Origin of the sequence: Rhodococcus sp. WAY2 (assembly GCF_009859915.1) — a bacterium.
Classification (GTDB): domain Bacteria; phylum Actinomycetota; class Actinomycetes; order Mycobacteriales; family Mycobacteriaceae; genus Rhodococcus_F; species Rhodococcus_F oxybenzonivorans.
On sequence record NZ_CP046572.1, the window covers coordinates 331335 to 354396 of the forward strand.

The following is a 23062-nucleotide window of genomic DNA, read 5'->3' on the forward strand; positions in this document are numbered from 1 at the left end:
TGTTCTGTCGACCCCGGACACCGGGCCGCAACCACTTTTTCTCCTCCTCGAAAGGGAACTCTCATGACCAACGCTGTCATCGTGGACGTCGTCCGCCTCGCCTCCGGTAAGGGCAAGCCGGGCGGCGCCCTGTCCGGCACCCACCCGGTCGAACTCCTCGCGCACGTGCTGCGCAGCCTCGTCGAGCGCAACGGCATCGACCCCGCGCAGGTCGACGACGTGATCGGCGGCTGCGTCGGTCAGGCCGGCGAGCAGGCTCTCAACATTTCGCGTACCGCGGTGCTGTCGGCCGGCTTCCCCGATTCGGTCCCGGCTACCACGATCGACCGCCAGTGCGGCTCGAGCCAGCAGGCGGCGCACTTCGCAGCGCAGGGCGTCATCGCCGGCGCCTACGACATCGTGATCGCCGCGGGTGTCGAGTCGATGTCCCGCGTGCCGATGGGCACGACGACCCTCGGGCAGGACGCGTCCGGCCCGGGCATCGCGGCCCGGTACCCCGAGGGCCTGGTCAACCAGGGCATCTCGGCCGAACTGATCGCCGCCAAGTGGAAGTTCGACCGCGACACCCTCGATGCCTACTCGGCCGAGTCGCATCGCCGTGCCGCCGAGGCCGCCGCGAAGGGGTTGTTCGACAAGGAAATCCTGCCGATCGAGGTGACCAACGCGGCCGGTGAGACGGTGACGCACCTCGTCGACGAGACCGTGCGCGCGTCCACCACCGCCGAGGGGCTGTCCGGGCTGAAGTCGTCCTTCTACTCCGAAAAGTACGCGGCCCGGTTCCCCGAGGCGCAGTGGCACATCACCCCGGGCAACTCGTCCCCGCTGACCGACGGTGCGTCCGGTGCACTCATCATGAGTGAAGAGATGGCCGCCAAGCTGGGCCTGACGCCGCGGGCGCGGTTCCACTCGTTCTCCGTTGCCGGCGACGACCCGGTCTTCATGCTCACCGCCCCGATCCCGGCGACGAAGAAGATCCTCGCGAAGTCGGGGCTGAGCATCGACGACATCGACGCCTACGAGGTCAACGAGGCCTTCGCGCCGGTGCCGCTGGCCTGGGCGCACGAGTTCGGTGCCGACCCGGCCAAGCTGAACCCGCGCGGCGGTGCCATCGCCCTCGGCCACGCGCTCGGCTCCTCGGGCACCCGCCTGCTCGGCACGCTGGTCAACCAGCTCGAGGCAACCGGCGGACGCTACGGCCTGCAGACGATGTGCGAGGGCGCGGGCATGGCCAACGCCACCATTATCGAACGCATCTGATCACCGTCTCCTGACAACCCCAGAAATTTCGAAAGGCACAACATGATCGTCAACGACAGCGTTGCTCTCGTCACCGGCGGCGCATCCGGCCTCGGCCTCGCTACCACCAAGGCCCTGCTCGCCGACGGCGCCAGCGTCGTCATCGTCGACCTGCCCTCCTCCAACGGTGAGACCGTCGCCAAGGAACTCGGCGACCGCGTCCGCTTCGCTGCGGGCGATGTCACCAGCGAGGCCGACGTGTCCGCTGCCCTCGACGTCGCGGAGTCCCTCGGCCCGCTGCGGGTGGCCGTCAACTGCGCCGGCATCGGCAACGCCATCAAGACCGTCAGCAAGAACGGCGCGTTCCCGCTGGCCGATTTCACCAAGATCGTCACCGTCAACCTGATCGGCACGTTCAACGTGATCCGGCTTGCTGCCGAGCGCATCTCGAAGAACGAGCCGATCGACGGCGAGCGCGGTGTCATCATCAACACCGCCTCCGTCGCCGCCTACGAGGGCCAGATCGGTCAGGCCGCGTACTCCGCCTCGAAGGGCGGCGTCGTCGGCATGACCCTGCCGATCGCCCGCGACCTCGCCTCGCTGCTGATCCGCGTCAACACCATCGCACCGGGCCTGTTCAAGACCCCGCTGCTCGGTTCCCTCCCCGAGGCCGCGCAGCAGTCCCTCGGCGGCCAGGTGCCGCACCCGTCGCGTCTGGGCGACCCGTCCGAGTACGGCGCACTGGCCGCGCACATCGTGTCCAACCCCATGCTCAACGGTGAGACCATCCGTCTCGACGGCGCCATTCGCATGGCACCGCGCTGATCGGCAACCCCGTGACCCAGCTGCGCGAGAACGGGACAATCACCACGGAGCCGATGTTCGCCGACTGGCGGACCTTCGAGGCCCTGCCGCTGACGCCCATCCTCGAGCAGGCACTGGAGTTGTTCAACGAGAACGGTTACCACGGCACGACGGTGCGGCAAATCGCCCGTCGTGTCGGGGTGACCGTCCCCGCCCTGTACTACCACCACGAGAGCAAGGAAGCCGTTCTCGTGGCACTGTTCGAACTGCAGATGCGCGAACTCAACGACCGCGCCGAGGCAGCCGCCCGCGAGGCCGGCGACGATGTGGTCGCGCAATTCTCCAACGTCGTCGAGGCGATCGTCCTGTACATGACGAACCGGGTGCGGCACGTCGGCCTCGACACCGAGTTGCGGCACGTCTCCGTGGACAGCCGAAGTCGGTACGCGGCCACGCGAAAACGCCTCGAGCTCATGGTGATCGACGTGGTGTCCGAGGGTGTTGCCGTAGGTGCGTTCTCGGCCACCAACGTAGCGGAGACCGTGCGCGCTCTCCTCGGGATGTTCCAGTCGATTCCGCGGTGGTACCAGCTCGGTGGGGCACTGACCCCCGAGCAGGTCGCCGAGCGTTACGTCGACATCGCTCTCCACACCGTCGGCTACCGACCCGCCCACTGACCGTTTCCCAGAGGAGCCGTCCCATGCTTTCCACAGCGTTTACCGAGACCTTCGGCGTCCGCCATCCGATCGTGCAAGGCGGCATGCAGTGGGTCGGTCGCGCCGAACTCGTCGCCGCCGTCGCCAATGCCGGTGCCCTGGGCCTGCTCACCGCGCTGACCCAGCCCACTCCGGAGGACCTCGCCAAGGAGATCGCCCGCACCCGCGAGCTCACCGACCAGCCCTTCGGTGTGAACCTGACGATTCTGCCGGCGATCACGCCGCCGCCGTACGAGGAGTACCGGCAGGTCATCATCGAATCCGGAATCAAGATCGTCGAGACGGCCGGTTCCAACCCCGCCCCCCATCTACCCGACTTCCACGCCGCGGGCGTGAAGGTGCTGCACAAGTGCACCAGCGTGCGGCACGGGATCAAGGCCCAGGACACCGGCGTCGACGGCATCAGCATCGACGGCTTCGAATGTGCCGGCCACCCCGGTGAGGACGACATCCCCGGGCTGGTGCTCATCGCGGCCGCCGCGGAACAGATCACCATCCCGATGGTCGCGTCGGGCGGGTTCGCGGACGCGCGTGGATTGGTCGCGGCACTCGCCCTCGGCGCCGACGGAATCAACATGGGTACCCGCTTCATGTGCACCGCCGAATCCCCGATCCACCAGAACATCAAGGAAGCGATCGTCGCGGGCAAGGAGACCGACACCGAGTTGATCTTCCGGCCGCTGCGTAACACTGCGCGTGTCGCGAGCAACACCGTGAGCCGTGAGGTCGTGGAGATCCTCGATCGGGGCGGCAAGTTCGAGGACGTTCGTGAGTTGGTCGCCGGTGCCCGCGGGCGCACCGTGTTCGAGAACGGCGACACCGACGCGGGTATCTGGACCGTCGGCACCGTCCAGGGCATCATCCACGACATCCCCACTGCCGGTGAACTCGTCGAACGCATTGTCCGCGAGGCGGAGGCGCTGATCGCGGAACGTCTCGCGGGCCTGTCGGTTTCCGTCGGCGTGTGACCGATTCCTAGGAGAGAGACCATGCAGCGCACTATCTTCGAGAAGGATCACGAGGCGTACCGGGAGACCGTGCGCGAGTTTCTCGCCCGGGAGATCGAGCCCCACTACGAACGGTGGGAGTCCGACAAGCTGATCGACCGATCGGCGTGGCTCGCGGCCGGCAAGTCCGGTCTCGTCGGACTCGGTGCGCCGGAGGAGTTCGGCGGCGCCGGCGTCACCGACTACCGGTTCCGGTACGTCGTCGCCGAGGAAATCGCTCGCACCGCGACGACATCATTCGGGTCGGGCCTGAGCGTGCACGACGACATCGTCATCCCGTACATCGTGAACCTCGGCACCGACGAGCAGAAGCAGCGGTGGCTGCCCGGCATGGCCGCGGGTGAGCTGATCGGCGCGATCGCGATGACCGAGCCCGGCGCCGGCAGCGACCTGCAGGGCGTGAAGACCACCGCGGTGCGCGACGGCGACGAGTGGGTGATCAACGGCCAGAAGACGTTCATCACCAACGGCATTCACTCCGACCTCGTCATCGTCGTCGCCCGCACCGACCCGAACGCCGGTTCCAAGGGGTTCTCGCTCTTCGTCGTGGAGCGGGGCATGCCCGGCTTCGGTCGTGGTCGCAAGCTGCACAAGGTCGGCTTGGCCGGTCAGGACACGGCGGAGCTCGTGTTCGAGGACGTGCGGGTGCCCGCGACCAATCTGCTCGGCACCGAGGGGCGCGGATTCGTCCATCTCATGGAAAACCTGCCACTCGAACGTATTTCGATCGCGGTCAACGCGATCGCCGCGGCGAAGGCGGCATACCAGTGGACCAGGGACTACGTGTTCGAGCGGAAGGCGTTCGGCAAGCTGATCGGCGATCTGCAGAACACCCGGTTCGCGCTGGCGGAGATGCTCACCGAGATCGAGGTGACCGAATCGCACATCGACCGCTGCGTACTCGCCTTGAACGCAGACGAACTCACTGCCGTCGACGCGTCCAAGGGCAAGTGGTGGGCCAGTGAACTACAGAAGCGAGTGGTCGACCGCTGCGTCCAACTGCACGGCGGCTACGGCTACATGATGGAGTACCCCATCGGCCGCGCGTACGTCGACAGCCGTATCCAGACGATCTACGGCGGAACCACCGAGATCATGAAGGAAATCATCGGGCGCGATATCGCGTCACAGTAGGCGGCTTCGCCGCCTGTGCGCCTTTTTGGTAGCAGGAACAACCAGAAAGGCGCACGGGCGCGAAGCGCCTAGAGCAGGCGGGACTTCGCGTCGGCGTACTCCCGAGTGAGCCGCTCGACAACCTCGGCCGCCGGGACGACTGCGTCTACCGCGCCGATTCCCTGACCGGCACCCCAGATGTCGCGCCACGCCTTGGACTCCGACTTCTCGTTGGTACCGAAATCCATCGCGCCGGCATCCGACACCGGAAGGGCTGCGGGATCGTATCCGGCCGCCTCGATGCTGCCGCGCAGGTAATTTCCGTGCACGCCGGTGAAGAGGTTGGAGTAGACGATGTCCGAGGCCGTGGAGTCGACGATCATCTGCTTGTAGGCGGCGTCGGCGTTGGCCTCTTCGGTGGCGATGAAGGCGGACCCGATGTAGGCGAGGTTCGCGCCTGCAGCCTGTGCGGCGAGTACCGAACGCCCGTGGGCGATCGAGCCGGACAGCAACACGGGGCCGTCGAACCATTCGCGGATTTCCTGCAGCAACGCGAATGGTGACTGGGTGCCTGCGTGTCCGCCCGCACCCGCGGCGACGGCGATCAGGCCGTCGGCACCCTTCTCGACGGCCTTCTTCGCGAACCTGTTGTTGATGACGTCGTGCAGAACGATGCCGCCGTAGGAGTGGACGGCGTCGTTGACGTCGGTGCGGGCGCCGAGGGAGGTGATGACGATCGGGACCTCGAACTCGACGACGGTGGCCAGATCCTCGTCGAGCCGGTCATTGCTTTTGTGCACGATCAGGTTCACCGCGAAGGGTGCGGACGGCGACTCCGGGTTGTTGGCGTCGTGCTTGGCCAGCTCTTCGGTGATGCGGGTGAGCCATTCGCGCAGTACCGGCTGCGGCCGGGCGTTGAGGGATGGGAACGAGCCGACCACACCCGAGGTGCACTGGGCGATCACCAGGTCGGGACCGGACACGATGAACATCGGCGAGGCCACGACGGGCAGGCGCAACCGGTCTCGGAGAATGGTGGGCAGACTCATGAAAGCTCCTTGCTGTGCGGGTTTCTAGGACTGGGAGAGCTGGGCGGCCATCAGCGGAATGAGCGCTTGCAGACCTTTCACCGGGCGGACCATCACCGTGAACGACGTGATCTGGTCGTTGTCATTCCAGTGCACGATGTCGACGCCGTGCACATGGACGCCGTCGAGTTCGGTGGCGAACTCGAGGACGGCGGAGCGGTCGCCGTACCACTCCTCGCGGTAGTGGAAGCCGGTGCCGGTGAACACCGTGAGTGCCGCGCGCAGGTACGCGAGGACCTTTGCTTTTCCTTCTTGCGGTGTGAACACGGCGGGGGAGGAAAACACCGCGTCTTCCGCGATCAGGGCGTCGAGGGCGCCCAGGTCGTGGTTGTCGACCACCTGGTGCCAGCGGGTGACGACGCGCGGGGCCACTGGGAGTTCGGCGTTCATCCGGCCAGCATGACACGCCACCTGAACGAGCGCTAGAACGGACCCGTCACACGGGCTCGAGCAGTTCGGGTCCGTTGTTGCGCGGGGAGTTGACGGCGGTACTCACCTCGTACGGCTCGAGACGGGGCTCGGGAATCGACGCGATCAGGGCATCGACCTGTTCGCGCTCGGTCAGGGTGGGGTCGAGCCAGTGTTCCTGGAAGCTCGGTGGCAGCACCACCGGTGAACGGTCGTGAATGTGGCCGAGGACGTCGGTGGCCTGGGTGGTGAGCACCGTGGTGGTCCAGAGCCACCTGTTCGGGTCGTCCTCCGGAAGGGAGGGGTCGGGCCACAGTTCGTAGAGGCCGGCCATCGCCAGCACCCCGTCGCCGTGCAGGAAGTACGGAATCTTGGTGCCGTCGTCTCGCTTCAACCACTCGTAGTAACCGTCGGCGGGAATGATGCAGCGCCGTCGGGCGGCGGCCTTCCGAAATGCGGGCTTCTCCGTGATCGACTCGGATCTGGCGTTGATGAGTTTGTTGCCGATCTTCACGTCCTTCGCCCACGGCGGCACCAGCCCCCACTTCGCCGTCCGGAGCTGACGGACGGGGTCGGCGTCGGGTTCGGCACGCGGTGGGCGTTCCAGCACGACCCGGACCTGCTGGGTGGGAGCGACGTTGTAGGACGGACCCAGCTCCTCACCGACGATCTCGGCGACCTCGAAGATGGACCGCAGTTCCTTGTCCGTGGTGGTGCTGGCGTATCGTCCGCACACTTTTCGGTCTCCTCGCTCGGGTTCTCGCCCCGGTCCGCGAGCCGCGATGAGTTTTCCTCGGCCCGGCAGTCTGTCTTTTCGAGGGAACGGAACACGCTCCCCGCCCCGTCACCTTCTACCTTCGGAGATCGCCATGACCTCGACACCACATTCCACCGCAAAGACCGCCGGACCGCTCGGTTCTGCCGAGAACACGGCACCGGTAGGGCGGAAGGCGAGGATCGCCGGACTGATCATCACCGGTCTGGTCACCGCGTTCCTGCTTTTCGACGCGATCATCCACATCGCGAACATTCAGTCCGTCCGCGACGCGATGGCCGAACTCGGTTTCGACGAGAACATTGCCGTCGTGATCGGAATCGTGATGTTGGTGTGCCTCGTGCTGTACCTGGTTCCGGCGACGAGCATTCTCGGTGCCGTCCTCCTGACCGGATATCTCGGCGGCGCGGTGGCGACCAACATGCTCACCGAGCAACCGCTGTTCAGCACCATCCTGTTCCCCGTCTACGTCGGCATCTTCGTGTGGGGCGGGCTGTGGCTGCGCGACGCCGGGGTCCGCACGATCATGCCGATCCGGCGGTGAGGGGTCGGTAGGGTCGGAGTGCGTGGGAACGATCACGGCCGTGAGCCGGAGTGGCAGGCACGCGTTCAGCAAGTCGAACGAGAGCGCCGTCCACCTGCTCGTCGGTCTCGGTGTGGACGGTGACGCTCACCAGGGCGTCACCGTCCGACACCGTTACCGGATGCGGCGTGATCCCACGCAGCCGAATCTGCGGCAGGTGCACCTCATGCACGCCGAGTTTCTCGACGAGTTGAACTCCCTCGGTTTCGAGGTCCAGGCCGGTCAGCTGGGCGAAAACATCACCACTCGCGGTATCGACCTGCTCGCGTTGCCGACAGGAACTCGTCTTCACCTGGGCGCGCGGGCGGTGGTGGAGGTGACGGGTCTGAGGAATCCGTGCAAGCAGATCGAGGCGTTCCGCGCAGGTCTCCTGTCGCACACGGTGGACCGGGACCTGAACGGCACGATTGTCCGCAAGTCGGGCATCATGTCGATTGTCCTCGAAGGCGGCGACGTCCGGCCCGGTGACGCTGTTTCCCTCGAGTTACCGCCCGAGCCGCACCGGCCACTCGTGCCCGTGTGACCTCGAGCGTCGCCGGACATTCTGCAGGGCGCCCGTCACGGCGTAGGCGACGCCGGCTGCGGACAGCACCCAGGGGGCCGCGACGATGAACGGGTCCATCCACTGGTGGTTCAGGTCGACGCGTTTCTTCCCGAGTCGGGACGACACACCGTGATGGGAAAGCTCGCTGCGAATACCCGTCTGGGTGATGGGGTTGTCGGGATGCAGGGTCGCGAACGAGACCAGATGGCTCTCCAGCGCATCGACCCGGTCGGCGGCCAGCAGGATGAGCCAGTGCGCGGCCCGGCCCTCGCTGTATCGGAACGCGAATTTCCGCATGGCGCCGGAGAGGCCCTTCGGAGGACACGAGGTGCCGAATACAGGTGTCAGGAATTGGTGTTCGATCGACCGCTCACGCGGCCACTTCTCCTCCTGGCACTCCGGGAAATCCCAGTGGGCGCCCGTCGCGCCGGGGTCGAAACGCTCCTTCGGTACCGCGGGCCGGTCCTTGGGGTCGAGGTCCACACCCCATCCCGGAATGCGCGCGCGTAGTTCGTCGCTCGTGAGTGGACGCTTCGGCGTCTCAGCTGTATAGGCCATGATCGGGTCCTCCTCGTCGATCAGCCGGCGTTCGGCACGATAACCGGTTTGATGCAGTTGTCGAGCTTGGCCGAGAAGATGTGGTAGGCGTCGGCGATATGCTCGAGCGGAATGCGATGCGTGACAATATCGTTGGGCTTCAGATAACCGTTGCGAATGTGCTCGAACAGGCGGGGCCACTGGCGTTTCACGGGGCACTGGTTCATGCGAAGCGTCAGGCCCTTGTTCATCGCATCACCGAACTTGACGGCACTGAACATTGGACCGTAGGCGCCCATCACAGAAACCGTCCCGCCCTTCCTGACGGAATCGATCGCCCAGTTGAGGGCAATCGGGGAACCGCCCTGCAGCTTGAACTTGGCGGCCGTGACGTGTTGAAGGAAGTTGCCGTCGGCCTCGGCGCCGACGGCGTCGATGGCCACATCGGCCCCGAGATGGTCGGTGATCTTCTTCATGTGGACCACGATGTCGGCGTAGTCGGCGAAGTTGTAGGTCTCGGCGTGTGTGAACGTGCGAGCCTTCTCCAGTCGGTACTCGAGGTGATCGATCACGATCACTCGCCCGGCACCCATGAGCCAGGACGACTTGGCCGCGTACAGCCCGACCGGCCCGGCTCCGAACACCACGACGGTGTCGCCTTCGACAATGTCGCCGAGTTGTGCACCGAAGTAGCCGGTGGCGAGGGCGTCGGTGAGGAGTAGCGCGTCCTCGTCGTCCATCCATTCGGGGATTTTGGCAGGGCCCACGTCGGCGAACGGCACGCGCACGAACTCCGCTTGTCCACCGTCGTAGCCACCGCACGTGTGGGAGTACCCGTAGATGCCGCCCACGGCGGTGGCGTTCGGGTTCACGTTGTGACAGTTCGAGTAGAGGCCGCGTGCGCAGAAGTAACACGAACCGCAGTACACGTTGAACGGGACCATCACCCGGTCGCCGCGCTGCAGGTTCTGTACCGACGGGCCGACCTCCTCGACGACGCCGATGAACTCGTGGCCGAACGTCATGCCGACCCGGGTGTCGGGCATCATGCCGTGGTACAGATGCAGGTCCGATCCGCAGATCGCCGCCAATGCCACCCGCACGATCGCGTCGTTGGGGTGCTCGATGGGCGGGACTGCCTTTTCTTCGACGCGGACCTTGTACGGCCCCCGATACACCATCGCTCGCATCACGCCTCCTCGTCCGCGCCGATAACCTTGTTGAGACCCCGACAGCGGGAGCAAGTACCCGAGTCGGCCCGAACAAAACACGGACGTGGCGCGGCGGGGCGGCCCAGCGTTCACGGTGGGTGAATGGATGTGAACAACATGTTTCTTCTAAAGTCAAGGGTTGACGGATGTCTTGTGCGTGAGATTACATCTTAGCGGTAAGCCTTTGAGGGCTTAAGTAAATGCCTCGACACAACCCTGAGGATGCTCATGACGACGGTATCGCCCGCCATGGCTGCCACAGCTGAGATGATCAGCGCCCGACTCGAACGCCTGCCCATGAGCAGGTGGCACATCAAGGCGCGCGTCATCGTCGGAGCTGTCACGTTCTTCGACGGCTTCGACCAGCTGATGATCGCCTACTCGCTTCCCGTTCTCACTCCCAAGTGGAACCTCACTCCGTCCTCGATCGCCTGGGTCATCGCGATCGGCGGTATCGGCATGCTGGTCGGCGCACTCGCCGGCGGCTGGTTCGCCGACCGCGTCGGACGTCTCAACGTCATCATCGCCTCACTCGCCTTGTATGCGGTGATGAGTCTCGGGATGGCGTTCACCGACAGCCTGATGCTGTTCCTCGTCTTCCGATTCGTGCAGGGTATCGGCCTCGGCGCCGAAGTCCCGGTGGCCGCGAGCTACATCGGGGAGATCACCAAGGCCCACAAACGTGGACGCTTCGTCCTCCTCTACGAGGTCATCTTCCCCGTCGGCCTCGTCATGTCGGCCGTCGTGTCGGCCTGGGTGGTGCCGAACTTCGGCTACAAGATCCTGTTCGCCCTCGGCGCGCTGCCCATCCTTCTGTTGCCGTTGCTGTGGAAACTCCCCGAATCGCCGCGCTGGCTGGCTTCCCGCGGACGCTTCGAAGATGCGAACAAGGCGATGACGCAGATCGAACGTGAGATCACCGACAAGTACGGCAAGACTCTGCCTACCCCGCAACCGCTGCCGGCTGTCGCGGTCGACGTCCGCCGCGGCCGGTTCATCGAAGCCTTCCAGGGCGTCTACCTGCGCCGCACGCTGATGCTCGCCGCGATCTGGGGATGCGCCTACTTCGTCAACTACGGCATCGCCTCCTGGCTGCCGTCGCTCTACCACTCCGCGTTCGACGTCAGCGTCGACACAGCGCTGCACTACAGCATCGTCACCAGCGTCGCCGGTCTGCTCGGCTGCCTCCTCGTCGCCTTCCTCATCGACAACCTCGGACGCCGCATCTGCATCACCGCATCGATGGTTCTGTGCTCGTCGCTGCTGTTCCTGCTGGCCGCGACCGGTGCGGACACCGCGACCAAGGTGCTGTTCTGGTCAGCCGGATCCGCCCTGTTCGTCTTCGCCGTCAACATGGCGCTGTACGTCTACACCGCCGAGCTGTATCCCACCCGGATGCGGGCCATCGGCTGCGCCATCGGCGGCGCGAGCGGTCGCCTCGGCATCATCGTCGGCCCCCTGGCTGTCGGCGGCATCCTGGGCGGCGGCGGCACTCTTACCATCGTCTTCGGAATGTTCGCGGTCGTCGCCCTGATCGGTGCCCTCGTGGTCGGCTTCTTCGCCGTCGAAACCCGCGAGAAGACCCTCGAGGAGATTTCACAGTGACCGCACTCGACTTCCGCGAAGCGACGCTATCGTTCGCTCCGATCGCCGATCGCATCTTCGTCGCCGGAACCTGGCGGCAGGGAACCGGGCCGGCCTTCGAGGTCACCGACCCCTCCACCGGCGAGGTCCTGCAGGTCGTGCACCAGGCCACGACCACCGACGTCGACGAGGCGGTCCGTCGGGGTCGCCCCGCCGCCGAGGATCCGGCCTGGCGCAACCTGCTGCCGCATCAGCGGGCGAAGTTCCTGCACCGCATCGCCGACGCGATCGAGGCGAACACATCCCGGCTGGCACTGTTGCAGAGCTACAACACGGGCAAGACCGTCGCGGAAACCACTGCGCTGGTCGGCAGTGCCGCGGGTACGTTCCGATACTTCGCCGCGGTCCTCGAGACCGCCGACGAAGACCTGACCACGCCGCGGGGCAACTACCTCACGATGAGCGTCCACGAACCCATCGGCGTGATCGGTGCCATCGCACCCTGGAACTCGCCGGTGGCCAGCGACGCCCAGAAGATCGCGCCCGCCCTCGCCGCGGGCAACGCCGTCGTCCTCAAGCCCGCCGAGTGGACACCGCTGGTGTCGCTGGAACTGGCTCGAATCCTCGACGACAGCGGTCTGCCCGCCGGACTGCTGTCGGTGCTCCCGGGCAAGGGCTCGGTTGTCGGTGACGCGATCGTCCACCACCCCGGCATCGGGAAAGTGACGTTCACCGGCGGCACCAACACCGGCCGCGCCATCGCCCATGCCGCGGCCGAGAAGTTGATGCCCGTCTCGCTCGAGCTGGGCGGTAAGTCGCCGACCATCGTGCTGGACGACGCCGACATCGACGCGGCCGTCAACGGCGTGATGTACGGGATCTTCTCGTCGACCGGGCAGAGCTGCATCGCCGGGTCTCGGTTGTTCGTCGACCGCCGGATCTACGAGGAGTTCCTCGCGAAACTGGTGGCCAAGACGCAGCGACTGCGACTCGGTCCCGGCCGCGACCCCGACACCCAGGTGGGGCCGATGGTGCACCGCAAGCACCGCGACAGCGTCGCCGCATACGTCGACCTCGCTCGCGAAGAGGGCGGACGGGTGCTGTGCGGCGGGGCGATCCCCGACGACGAACGGCTCCGCGACGGCGCGTACTACCTGCCGACGATCATCGACGGGCTCCCCAACACGTCACGCACGTGCCAGGAGGAGATCTTCGGGCCGGTGCTGGTGGTCCTGCCGTTCGACGGCGAGGACGACCTCGTCGAGCAGGCGAACGACTCGGTGTTCGGGCTGGCGTCGGGAATCTGGACCGGCGACTATCGCCGGGCCTGGAAACTCGCCCGCCGACTACAAGCCGGGACGGTGTGGATCAACACCTACAAACAGTTCAGCATCTCCACGCCGTTCGGCGGCGTCAAGGAAAGCGGGCTGGGAGTCGAGAAGGGGCGCAGCGGTATCGCCGCCTACTCGCGGCAGAAGAGCATCTACTGGGGCCTCGACGAAGAACCCAACCCGTGGGCAAACTGAGCGACCCGCTCGTGGGCTGATTGAGCGACCCGCTCGTAGATAGGGCGTACAGAAAAATCTCCCGCAGCTCTGTACGCCCTAATACTTTAGCGCTAAGATATTGAGACCTAAGCAACTGGAGGCACGCGATGAATCAACCCATAGCCCGGCTGCGGTGCCTGCGCTCCGTGGAGCTGCGGACGCAGGCCAGCACGGAATCCACCGAGTTCTATTCGGAGGTCTGGGGCCTTCGCGTTGTCGATCAGGGCGCGACCGGCGCCTGGCTGCGGGGAACCGGTGAGCACCACCACGCGCTGCAGCTCACCCAGGCCGAGCGGAACGGCCTCGGCCGCATCACCTTCGCAGTCGCCACACCCGCAGAGGTCGACGAGGCCGCCCGCCGGCTCGAGTCCTGGGGTGTGCCGATCGTCAGCGGGCCGGGCCCCGTCGACGACCTCGGTGGTGGATACGGTGTGAGCCTCGTCGACCCCGAGGGTCGCGTCGTCGAACTGCTCGCCGATGCGCTGGCCGTCCCGAAGCTCGGCCGGGAGGACGCCGTCCCGGTGGGCGTCACCCACGTAGTCCTCAACACCGTCGACATCGACGCCGCGGTGAAATTCTACTGCGACGTCCTGGGCATGCGGGTCTCCGACTGGTCCGAGCACCAGATGGCGTTCCTTCGCTGCAACACCGACCATCACAGCATCGCGTTCAACCAGGCCGAGTGGACGTCGGTGAATCACGTCGCCTACGAGATGCCCACCGTCGACCACTTCATGCGCGGCATCGGGCGGCTCCGCCACCACGGCACCGTGCCGCTGTGGGGTCCCGGCAAGCATGGCCCCGGCGACAACACCTTCTCGTACTTCGCCGACCCGGCGGGGCTGGTGTGCGAATACACCTCCGGCATCGCGCAGGTCGACGAGGACCGGTGGCTCTGCAAGGTGTGGCGACGGGTGCCGGAACTCTCCGACCTGTGGGGCACCGCGGGCCCGCCGTCCAAGCAGGTCCGTGACCACATGGCCGGCATCCCCGACCCCGGCGCGTTCGAGCGGTTCGACCTCGGGCGGGCGTCGTGACGCACGTCGTCGAATCGGGTTCCGGCCCCGCACTGCTGATGCTGCACGGCATCGGTGGCAGTGCAGACAGTTTCGCTCCGCAGTTCGACGAACTGTCGGACTCGCTGCGACTGCTGGCCTGGGACGCTCCCGGGTACGGCCGCAGTGAGGACCCGGGCCGTCCGTTCGACCTCGACGACTACGCCGACGCAGCGGCCGACGTGATCCGCGACCGCTGCGGTGACGCCGGAGCGCACGTCCTGGGCATGTCGTGGGGCGGGGTGATCGCGACCCGCATGGCCCTGCGTCATCCCGACCTCGTGCGCAGCCTCCTGCTCGGCAGCTCGACCGTAGGTTCGGGGGCCGACGACGAGGCTGCCGGCCGGATGCGGACCCGGGCTGCAACGCTCGCTCAGCAAGGCGCCGAAGCCTTTGCGGCGGAACGTGCCCCACGCCTGGTGTCCGGAACGGCCGGCGCCGAACTGGCAGCGAAGGCCACGGCGATCATGGCCGCGTCGATCCGGCTCCCCGGCTACGGGTACGCCGCCGACTCCATGGCAGCCACCGATCACACCGCCGATCTCGCGAAGATCGACATCCCGACACTGGTCCTGAGTGGAGACGAGGACACCGTGACGGGAATTCCTGCGAGCCAGGTGCTGGCCGGCGGTATTCCGGGCGCCGTCTTCGTGACCGTCAGGGGCGCAGGACATCTCGCGAACCAGGAGCGACCGGACGCGTTCAACGCCTGGGTCGAATCCTTCATTTTCATCACCGAACGCCTACGCAACCACCTCTAGAGAAGGAGCACGACATGACACTCGACTACGGCACCGCCGACCTGAAGGAATTCACCGATTCGCTGATCCTGACCCGTGGCTCCCGCCACGAGGACTGGGATACCCTCGGGTTCCAGGCCAAGGCCGGTGACCAGTTCAAGCGCGCACAGATCCGCTACGTCGGTTCCGGAGCCACCGGGAACCACGACAACGACAACCGGACCATCCCGTCGCGCGGATTCACCTTCTCCAACATGCTCCTTCCCCCCGGCGCCGAGGGCCCCGAGCACACCCACCACGACGCCGAAGAGGCTTTCTTCGTCCTCGAGGGTGAGGTGGAGGTCGGTGTTCACCGCGACGGCAAGGTGGAGAAGCGCACCCTCGGTTACCGCGACATGATCGTCGTCCCGGCCGGGGTTCCGCGCAGCCTGAAGAACAACGGCGACAAGGACGCCCTGTTCTGCGTCATCATCGGCGCGCAGAAGCCGCAGATCCCGACGTACCCCGAGACGTCGGCCATGCACGGTGTGACACGGGACTGATCGTGAATCTCGACGGGAAATCCATCGTCGTCACCGGTGCCGGGCGCGGCCTCGGTCTGGCCATCGCCCGCCGGCTCGGCGAGGACGGCGCCGACCTGTGGCTCGCCGACATTCGCGAGGACTGGGGAGAGTCGGCGGTGGAGAGCCTGCGCGCCGACGGCGTGAAAGCACAGTTCGTCCACGTCGATCTGCGCGACGCCGAATCAGTCTCCGCAATGGCCGCCACCGTCACCTCCGGTGGCCCGCTGTACGGGCTTGTCAACAACGCGGCCCTCGCGGATGGAGTGGGCGGCAAGCCGATTCACGAACTCGACATCGACGAGTGGGACAAGGTGCTGGACGTCAACCTGCGCGGCACCTTCCTCGTGAGCAGGGCGATCATTCCCGTAATCATCGGGAACGGAGGCGGACGAGTCGTCACCATCGGCTCCGACGCCGCCCTGTACGGCTCACCCCGTCTCGCGCACTACATTGCCTCCAAGGGTGGGGTGGCTGCCCTCACTCGGGCCATGTCACGCGACCTCGGCCCGCACGGCATCACCGTCAACACCGTCTCGCCCGGTCTGACCGAAAGCGAATCGGCGCAGAAGGTTCCGGAGCACCGGCACGAGCTGTACCGCCTCAACCGGGCACTCGAGCGACCGCAGCAACCGTCCGATCTGGTCGGTGCCGTCGCATTCCTGATGGGGCCCGAGGCGTCGTACATCACCGGTCAGCAACTCGTCGTCAACGGCGGATTCGTCCTGCACTAGAGAAGGGGACCACGTCGTGGACCTGCAACTGAAAGACCGCACCTACCTGGTGACGGGCGGAAGCTCGGGAGTCGGGCTCGCCACCGTCGCGATGCTGCTCGAGGAGGGTGCCAACGTCGTCACCTGCGCGCGGGACCGCGACCGGCTCGACTCCGTCATCGCACCGCTGCCCGGCAGCGACCGCGTCCTCACCGCGTCCTGCGACGTCCGGGATCCGGCCGCGGTCACCGCACTCGTCGAGGCGGGGGTCGAGCGGTTCGGCGGACTCGACGGTCTGGTCAACAACGCAGGCAAGTCCCGCATGGTCCCGCGCGGCGAGGCAACCCTCGACGACTGGCGCGACGAACTCGACCTCAAGTTCTCCAGCGTCCTCAACACCGTCGAGGCCGCCTTGCCACTGCTACGCAAGTCCGACGCCGCGGCCATCGTCAACATCTCGGCGGTGCTCGCGCGGCAGCCCGAGCCGCGGCTGGTCACCACCAGCGCCGCCCGGGCCGGACTGCTGAACCTCAGCAAGTCGCTGTCGCTGGAACTCGCCGCCGACGGCATCCGCGTGAACTCGGTGTCGCTGGGACTGGTCGACACCGGCCAGTGGCGGCGCCGCTACGAGGAATCCGGCACCGACGCCACCTTCGCCGAATGGGAGGCGGAGATCGCCCAGGACCGCGGCATCGGACTCGGCCGGTTCGGCCGCGCCGACGAGGTGGCGGCCATGATCGTGACCCTGCTGTCTCCCCGCTCGTCCTATGTGACGGGCACCAGCCTCGACGTCTGCGGAGGCGTCGCCCGTTATGTCTGAGAGGAACACCATGTCCGTAGGAAATGGGGGCGACCTGCTCGTCCAGGTGCTGCGCGAGGCCGGTGTCGACACCGTGTTCGGCATCGTGAGCGTCCACAATCAGCCCCTGGTGCAGGCGGTCAGCAAGCACCTGCGGTTCGTGCCGGTCCGGCACGAGGCCACCGCGGTCAGCGCGGCCGACGGGTATGCCCGGGCCACAGGCGGACTCGGCTGCGCCCTGACGAGCACCGGCACCGGTGCCGGCAACGCGGCCGGCTCGCTGATCGAATCGCTGAGTGCCGGAACGTCGGTGCTGCATGTGACGGGCAACGTCGAGAGCCGGTACCTCGGCTCGGGTCGCGGGTTCATCCACGAGACCAAGGATCAGCTGGGGATGCTGACGGCGACGTCGAAGCATGCCGCCACCATCCTCGACACCGACAGTGCGGGAAAGACCCTGCGGGAGGCCGTTGCCCAGGCTCTGGCAACGCCCGGCGGTCCGGCGAGCATCGAGTGGCCGATCGACCTGCAGTACGCCGAGCACGACATCGACGTCATGGAGGCGGCGCAGGAGAGCCCCCGGACCCCCGACGCCGACGAACTCGCTGCGGCACTGTCGTTGCTGGCTGCGGCCGAGCGCCCCGTCATCTGGGCCGGCGGCGGCGTCACACGAGCCGGTGCCGAGCTGACCGAACTGGTGGAGCGGTGGGGAGTCCCGTTGCTCACCAGCAACTCCGGTCGTGGAGCCGTGCCCGAGGACCATCCGCTGTGCATCGGCAACTACGGCAACACGCCGGTGGGCCGGGAACTCCTCCAGGACGCCGACCTGCTGCTGTCGCTGGGAACCCACTTCCGGTCCAACGAGACCGGCGACTACTCCATGCCCGTCCCCGCCGTGCACGTGCAGGTCGACGTCGATGCCGCCGCGCTCGGCCGCGTGTATCCCGCGCAGGCCGGTGTCACCGCCGACATCGGAACATTCCTTCGGACACTCACCGATCTGGCTCCGGTCGACGCCGCCTGGACCGAACGTGCCCGCACCACCCGCGAACTCGTCCGCAGCAAGCAGCGCGCCGGACTCGGCGATCACGCCGTACTGTGCGACGCCGTGCGTGCCGCGCTCCCACAGGATTCCGTCATCGCCCGCGACGTCACCATCGCGTCGAGTTCCTGGGGTAACCGGCTGCTCCCGATGTTCGACCCCAAGTCCAACGTCTTCCCCCGCGGCGGCGGCATCGGGCAGGGCCTGGGCATGGCAATCGGCTCCGCACTGGCCGACGAAACCCGGCCCACCCTGGCGCTCGTCGGCGACGGCGGCCTGGCCGTCCACTTCGGCGAGATCCTCACCATGGCGCAGGAGAAGCCGTGGCTGGTGCTGCTCGTGTTCAACGACGGCGGCTACGGCGTGCTCCGCAACATGCAGATGGGCGGGGGTGACGACACCTACGCGGTCGACCTCGTCACGCCCGACTTCCCGCTGCTCGCCCAGTCGATCGGGGTGCCCTACCTGCGGATCGGCGGTGCCGAAGAGGCCCACGCCGTGCTCGAGGACGCGGTCTCGCGGCAGGCGCCGGTGATCGTCGAGGTGGACCTCGCCGCGTACGGCGACATGCCCGCACCATTCACACCTCCCGTCACAGTGCCCGGAAAGGACGTCAAATGACCACGGTCGCGGTGTGCGGTGGCGGAATCGGGGGACTGGCCACGGCGATCGCTCTTCGCGAGCTCGGTTTCGATGTCACCGTGTACGAGCAGACGAAGCAGTTCGCCCGCGTCGGCGCCGACATCAACCTCACCCCGAACGCGGTCCGCGCGCTCGACGGACTGGGTGTGGGTGCAGAAATCCGCGAGTCCGCCGCCCGGCCCCAGTTCCGGCTCAGCCGAACCTGGGACACCGGAGTCGAAACGTCGCGGCTACCGATGGGGGATACAGCGGAACAGCAGTACGGTGCACCGCAGTTGACGATGCACCGCGGCGACCTCATGACCGCCCTCGAGAACCGGCTGCCCCCGGGTATCGTGGAAATGGGCCGGCGGGTCAGCGGCGTCGGCGACGGCCGCATCGAATTCACCGACGGCAGTAAGGCTTCCGCAGACGTGATCGTGGGTGCCGACGGTATCCACTCCGCGGTCCGGACCGCTCTCCTCGGGCGGGACCAGCCGACGTTCACCGGAGTCGTGGCATTCCGTGCCGTCGTCCCCACCGAACGCGTCGGTGAACTCCCGAACCTCGACTGCTTCACCAAGTGGTGGGGACCCGATCCATCGACGCAGATCGTCACCTTCCCCCTCAACCAAGGCAAGGACATCTTCGTCTTCGCCACCTGCGGTCAGGAGGAGTGGACCGAGGAATCCTGGACCACCCCGGGCTCGGTCACCGAGCTGCGGGACCTCTACCGCGGCTTCCACCCCGACGCACGAGCCCTGCTCGACGCCTGCGACGACGTCCTGAAATCCGCTCTCTACGTGCGTGACCCGCTGGAGTCGTGGACGGACGGAACCTCGGTGCTCCTCGGCGACGCGGCACATCCGATGATGCCATTCATGGCACAGGGCGCCGGCATGGCCATCGAAGACGCCGTGGTACTGGCCCGCTGCCTCGGCATGTTCGACGAACCCGCGGCCGCGCTGCAGACCTATCAGCACACCCGCCTGCAGCGCACCTCACGCATCCAGCGCGGCTCCCGGTCCAACGAATGGCTCAAAGTCGCAGGCAACGGCGACTGGGTATACGAGTACGACGCCTGGCGGGTGCCGCTCGAGTCGGCCACTGTGCGGGCAGGAGCGTGAATGGAAACATCACGACGGCACCAGATTTCCAGACGAGGTGCACTGGCTCTGCTCGGCTCCGCTGCGGCGGCCGTCGCAGCGACGAGTTGTGCGTCACACACCTCGGACGCGCAGCCGAGTGGTGCGACGCCACCGGACGCCTACGAGCTGTCCGGCGACGTCGACGGATACACGACGAAGCTGATTCTGCTGGGAACAGCGGCGGGACCCATTGCGGTACCCGGGCGTAGCGGCACAGCCAGCGTGCTCGTCGTCGGGGACAGGCCGTATCTCATCGATGCGGGTCCGTGGTCGAGTCGAAAGTTGATCCAGGCAGGTATCGATGCGGATTCTCTGGGTGGAGTATTCATCACACATATGCACAGCGATCACATTGCCGACTTGTTCAACGTCTTCTGGCTTCCGGGCGGCACTCCGTCGTACACCTTCCGCAACGTCGTGCCTGTGTACGGCCCCGGATCGGCGGGAAAGCTGCCAGTCCCGCGTGGTGGCGCGAGCATTCCCGTCCAGAGTCCCGGTGCGCCGGCTCCCGGCCTGACTCAGCTGTTCTCCGGAGTGCTCGACGCGTACGCCTACGACATCAACATTCGCAATGCCGAGAAGGGTGCGCAGTCCGACTACGGGCAGCGGCTCACCCTGCACGACGTATTGCCCCCGGTGTCGGCGGGGGCGTCCGCCGACAACACGTCGCCGGACATGGAGCCGTTCCCCGTATTCGAAGACGACCGGGTGCGTGTCACCGCGACGCTGGTGCCACACGGGCCCGTCTTCCCGTCGTACGCGTACCGTTTCGACACCGAGGACGGAGCGGTGACGTTCTCCGGTGATACCGCGAAGTCACCCAACGTGGTTCGGCTCGCGACGGGATCCGACATCCTGGTCCACGAGGTGATCGACGTCGATTTCTACGCCGCCACCTCCGGTCCCGCCCTCGTCGAGCACATGATTCACGCACATACCACCGCTCAGGACGTAGGACGTGTCGCGACCGAAGCAGGAGTCCGCCAGGTGGTGCTCTCGCACATCGGACCGGGCGACCCCCGTCAGGTCACCGACGATCAATGGACCAGCGGCGTGTCATCGACGTATTCCGGCACTGTGACCGTCGGGCACGATCTGGTGCAGGTCGGCGTCGGGCAGCGCCGCTGAGCGATTCTTGTCTGCCCCTGCCCTCTCACAAGAGGACGGCGGCGATCTCCCCGGCTGTGACGCGGGCGAGTTCCACGAAGAACGGTATGCGCTGGTCGATCATGAGTTCGGTGGGTCCGCGCAATCCGAGAGCGAACCGGACGACTCCATCGGAGTCGCGAATCGGCAACCCGATGGTGCGGAAGTCGGGGGTCAGCTCCTCGTCGTTGAAACCGTATCCACGCTCACGAGTGCGGTGCAGTTCCTCTCGAATACCGGCGACGTCCGTGATCGCGCGGGACGTGGTGGCCGCCCGCGGTAGCGAGGCGAGTTCGGCGTCGTCGGTGTCCGACCACGCGAGGAACACCTTACCCAAGGCGCTGGCGTGCAGGGGAAGCCGAACACCCTGCAGCACATGCCCGTCGCTTTCCCGCCACCGGCTGAAGCCCAAGAGCACGACGTCGTGACCGTGCCGCATGGCCAGTGAGGCGGACGCCCCCGTGGTGGCCGCCAACTGCTCGAGATAGGGCTCGGACAGATAGATGCGGTGCTGCCGGTAAGAGATCTGACCGTACGCGGCCAGGGCACTTCCCAGACGGTACCGGCCCGACGTCGCATCCTTGTCGAGAAAGCCGGCATCGACCAGGGACTGGAGCAGCCGATGGGTGGTGCTCACCGCGAGGTCCTGGCGTTTGGCGATCTCCGAGACGCCCAGCTCCTCACCCCCACCGAAACAGGAGAGCATCGTCAGGGCCCGCGACACCGTCCGAACTCCCACAGCACGTGAGTCGGTCACCAAAGGTCCTTTCGTCGAGCAATGCGACCGTGCGCCTTTCTGGTTGTCCCAGCTACCAGAAAGGCGCACGGGCCGGAACGGCGTCCGGCGCAGAAGGCACCATACTTTCCGCCTGCCGGAAAATGGCGGCGCCCGCATGTGCCGAATCCCCAGCGCACGCCGGTGAACTGGGTTTCCGGAACTTGTCAAGGTTTCCGATCTGTAGAAAACAAACAGGAGGAAATCTGGGGCGGGGGACATAGCGTCAACGGTCGTCACACCTGACGATTCATCCGTTGAAGGAGTTCCCCACATGTCCCGCTTACGCCGACTGCCACGAGCCGCCGCCGCGCTCGCCATGATCCCGCTGGCCGGGTTGGCGGTGGCGTGTGGGTCTTCCGAGGAGCCCGGAGGAGCCGCTGCCGGTGCGGACGTCACTCTGAAGGTCTTCGATCCGGGCAACTCGGGCGCCATCGCTGTCGGAAAGCGCGACGGAACCTACGATGATGCCCTTGCACCGCTCGGTGCGAAGATCGAATGGGTCAAGACCACACCCGGATTCAGTTCCAACCTCAAACTCTTCAACACCGGTGAACTCGACATCCAGACCGGCGCGTACAGCCCGGTGGTGGGGGCGCTGTCCAAGGATGTGGGCGTGCGAATCTTCGCGACCTCCGACCCGTACAACAAGGATCAGGCAGGCATCATCGCCCGACCCGAATCCGGGATCAAGACCGTCGCGGATCTCGCCGGAAAGCGGATCGCGGTGAACCCTGCCGGTAAGGGCGAGTACATCACCCTGAAGGCGCTGACCGAGGCGGGCGTTCCCATCGACTCCGTCGAGCGGGTGCCGCTGCAGCAGGCCGATGCCGCGTCGGCGTTCTCCACCGGCCAGGTCGACGCCTGGGCATCGTTCCTGATCCCGTACCAGGAGGCGAAGGCGAAGGGGGCGGTCGAAATCGTCACCGAGGCGAGCATCGGCTCGGTGGACAGCACCATCATCGCCGGCCGTACCGAGGTGCTCGAGGAACATCCCGAGGTGGTCGCGAAATTCCTCGAAGTGACGCAGCAGCTCACGGAGAAGCAGCGCCAAGACCCTGCGTCGTTCGAGAACGTCTTCGAGAAAACCGGGCCGCGCGCGCTCTCGGGTCAGCGACTCGACGACGCGATCGAGCTGGGCGGCCGCATCACCAACTTCCGGTACCCGACGGCCGCCGATGCCGCCGACCTGGAGTCCATCGCGGCGTTGTTCGCCGAGAACGGAGTCATCCAGCGGCCGCTGAAGGGCAGTGACGTCATCTTCGGTCTCCCTGCCGCACTCGGCAGCGCGTCGGCCGAGGGCAAGTGAG

General features: G+C 66.5%; 24 protein-coding genes. 18 read left to right on the forward strand and 6 right to left on the reverse strand.

What is annotated here, in order from left to right; all coding sequences use genetic code 11:
• The first annotated feature begins 63 nt into the window (after positions 1–63).
• The 5 genes from GFS60_RS01525 to GFS60_RS01545 are packed head-to-tail and all read left to right on the forward strand — an operon-like array spanning position 64 to position 4897.
• A complete protein-coding gene (locus tag GFS60_RS01525; RefSeq protein WP_159918693.1) occupies positions 64–1257 on the forward strand; it encodes a thiolase family protein in 1194 nt (397 codons plus the stop codon).
• 42 nt (positions 1258–1299) lie between these two features.
• Complete coding sequence (locus GFS60_RS01530; protein ID WP_159918694.1) at positions 1300–2061, forward strand: 3-hydroxyacyl-CoA dehydrogenase; 762 nt, start codon at positions 1300–1302, stop codon at positions 2059–2061.
• A 53-nt stretch (positions 2062–2114) separates the two neighbouring features.
• On the forward strand, positions 2115–2717 hold the full coding sequence (locus GFS60_RS01535; protein WP_159926775.1) for a TetR/AcrR family transcriptional regulator: 603 nt from the start codon (positions 2115–2117) through the stop codon (positions 2715–2717).
• Positions 2718–2740: 23 nt separating this feature from the next.
• Positions 2741–3724, forward strand: coding sequence for an NAD(P)H-dependent flavin oxidoreductase (locus tag GFS60_RS01540; protein WP_159918695.1), 984 nt, complete (start codon positions 2741–2743; stop codon positions 3722–3724).
• 21 nt (positions 3725–3745) lie between these two features.
• Positions 3746–4897 (forward strand): acyl-CoA dehydrogenase family protein, encoded by a 1152-nt coding sequence (locus GFS60_RS01545; RefSeq protein ID WP_159918696.1) that lies wholly within the window; start codon positions 3746–3748, stop codon positions 4895–4897.
• Positions 4898–4965: 68 nt separating this feature from the next.
• On the opposite strand, the gene GFS60_RS01550 is transcribed toward GFS60_RS01545, so the two are convergent.
• From GFS60_RS01550 to GFS60_RS01560, 3 genes are read right to left on the reverse strand one after another with little or no spacing between them, the layout of a single operon-like run.
• Positions 4966–5925 carry an NAD(P)H-dependent flavin oxidoreductase gene (locus GFS60_RS01550; RefSeq protein ID WP_159918697.1) on the reverse strand — a complete coding sequence of 320 codons (960 nt, stop codon included), beginning with the start codon at positions 5923–5925 and terminating at the stop codon, positions 4966–4968.
• A 24-nt stretch (positions 5926–5949) separates the two neighbouring features.
• Positions 5950–6354, reverse strand: coding sequence for a nuclear transport factor 2 family protein (locus GFS60_RS01555; RefSeq protein WP_159918698.1), 405 nt, complete (start codon positions 6352–6354; stop codon positions 5950–5952).
• A gap of 46 nt (positions 6355–6400) precedes the next feature.
• Entirely contained in the window at positions 6401–7108 is a 708-nt protein-coding gene (locus GFS60_RS01560) for an SOS response-associated peptidase (protein ID WP_159918699.1), read from the reverse strand.
• Positions 7109–7241: 133 nt separating this feature from the next.
• Here GFS60_RS01560 and GFS60_RS01565 point away from each other — a divergent pair, with 133 nt between their 5' ends.
• Together GFS60_RS01565 and GFS60_RS01570 are read left to right on the forward strand one after the other, a co-directional pair.
• Positions 7242–7691 carry a DoxX family protein gene (locus tag GFS60_RS01565; RefSeq protein ID WP_159918700.1) on the forward strand — a complete coding sequence of 150 codons (450 nt, stop codon included), beginning with the start codon at positions 7242–7244 and terminating at the stop codon, positions 7689–7691.
• A gap of 22 nt (positions 7692–7713) precedes the next feature.
• Entirely contained in the window at positions 7714–8253 is a 540-nt protein-coding gene (locus GFS60_RS01570) for an MOSC domain-containing protein (RefSeq protein WP_201453493.1), read from the forward strand.
• Here the strand turns inward: GFS60_RS01570 and GFS60_RS01575 are convergent.
• Entirely contained in the window at positions 8215–8832 is a 618-nt protein-coding gene (locus tag GFS60_RS01575) for a hypothetical protein (protein ID WP_159918701.1), read from the reverse strand. The genes GFS60_RS01570 and GFS60_RS01575 overlap by 39 nt on opposite strands.
• Before the next feature lie 20 nt (positions 8833–8852).
• Complete coding sequence (locus GFS60_RS01580) at positions 8853–10001, reverse strand: zinc-dependent alcohol dehydrogenase (protein ID WP_159918702.1); 1149 nt, start codon at positions 9999–10001, stop codon at positions 8853–8855.
• Between the two features lie 243 nt (positions 10002–10244).
• On the opposite strand from GFS60_RS01580, the gene GFS60_RS01585 reads away from it, so the two are divergent.
• From GFS60_RS01585 to GFS60_RS01630, 10 genes are all read left to right on the forward strand, one after another.
• Positions 10245–11627, forward strand: a complete 1383-nt coding sequence (locus GFS60_RS01585) for an MFS transporter (RefSeq protein WP_159918703.1) — start codon at positions 10245–10247, stop codon at positions 11625–11627.
• A complete protein-coding gene (locus GFS60_RS01590) occupies positions 11624–13132 on the forward strand; it encodes an aldehyde dehydrogenase (RefSeq protein ID WP_159918704.1) in 1509 nt (502 codons plus the stop codon). The genes GFS60_RS01585 and GFS60_RS01590 overlap by 4 nt, the downstream gene beginning before the upstream one ends.
• A 128-nt stretch (positions 13133–13260) precedes the next feature.
• Positions 13261–14190, forward strand: a complete 930-nt coding sequence (locus GFS60_RS01595) for a VOC family protein (protein WP_109325875.1) — start codon at positions 13261–13263, stop codon at positions 14188–14190.
• A complete protein-coding gene (locus tag GFS60_RS01600) occupies positions 14187–14969 on the forward strand; it encodes an alpha/beta fold hydrolase (RefSeq protein WP_159918705.1) in 783 nt (260 codons plus the stop codon). Before GFS60_RS01595 ends, GFS60_RS01600 begins: the two co-directional genes overlap by 4 nt.
• A gap of 14 nt (positions 14970–14983) precedes the next feature.
• The gene (locus GFS60_RS01605) at positions 14984–15490 is read left to right on the forward strand and encodes a cupin domain-containing protein (RefSeq protein WP_109325877.1); all 507 of its coding nucleotides are present in this window, start codon (positions 14984–14986) and stop codon (positions 15488–15490) included.
• Between the two features lie 2 nt (positions 15491–15492).
• Entirely contained in the window at positions 15493–16242 is a 750-nt protein-coding gene (locus tag GFS60_RS01610; protein WP_159918706.1) for a 3-oxoacyl-ACP reductase family protein, read from the forward strand.
• Positions 16243–16258: 16 nt separating this feature from the next.
• Positions 16259–17041, forward strand: a complete 783-nt coding sequence (locus GFS60_RS01615; RefSeq protein WP_159918707.1) for an SDR family oxidoreductase — start codon at positions 16259–16261, stop codon at positions 17039–17041.
• Entirely contained in the window at positions 17034–18683 is a 1650-nt protein-coding gene (locus GFS60_RS01620; protein WP_159918708.1) for a thiamine pyrophosphate-binding protein, read from the forward strand. Before GFS60_RS01615 ends, GFS60_RS01620 begins: the two co-directional genes overlap by 8 nt.
• Positions 18680–19810, forward strand: a complete 1131-nt coding sequence (locus GFS60_RS01625) for an FAD-dependent monooxygenase (protein WP_159918709.1) — start codon at positions 18680–18682, stop codon at positions 19808–19810. The genes GFS60_RS01620 and GFS60_RS01625 overlap by 4 nt, the downstream gene beginning before the upstream one ends.
• Positions 19811–20959, forward strand: a complete 1149-nt coding sequence (locus GFS60_RS01630) for an MBL fold metallo-hydrolase (protein WP_159918710.1) — start codon at positions 19811–19813, stop codon at positions 20957–20959.
• 25 nt (positions 20960–20984) lie between these two features.
• Here GFS60_RS01630 and GFS60_RS01635 read toward each other — a convergent pair whose 3' ends face one another.
• Positions 20985–21734: an IclR family transcriptional regulator gene (locus tag GFS60_RS01635; protein ID WP_159918711.1), complete on the reverse strand. Its 750-nt coding sequence runs from the start codon at positions 21732–21734 to the stop codon at positions 20985–20987.
• A gap of 292 nt (positions 21735–22026) precedes the next feature.
• Here GFS60_RS01635 and GFS60_RS01640 point away from each other — a divergent pair, with 292 nt between their 5' ends.
• Positions 22027–23061, forward strand: a complete 1035-nt coding sequence (locus tag GFS60_RS01640; RefSeq protein WP_159918712.1) for an ABC transporter substrate-binding protein — start codon at positions 22027–22029, stop codon at positions 23059–23061.
• The last annotated feature ends 1 nt before the right edge of the window (position 23062 follow it).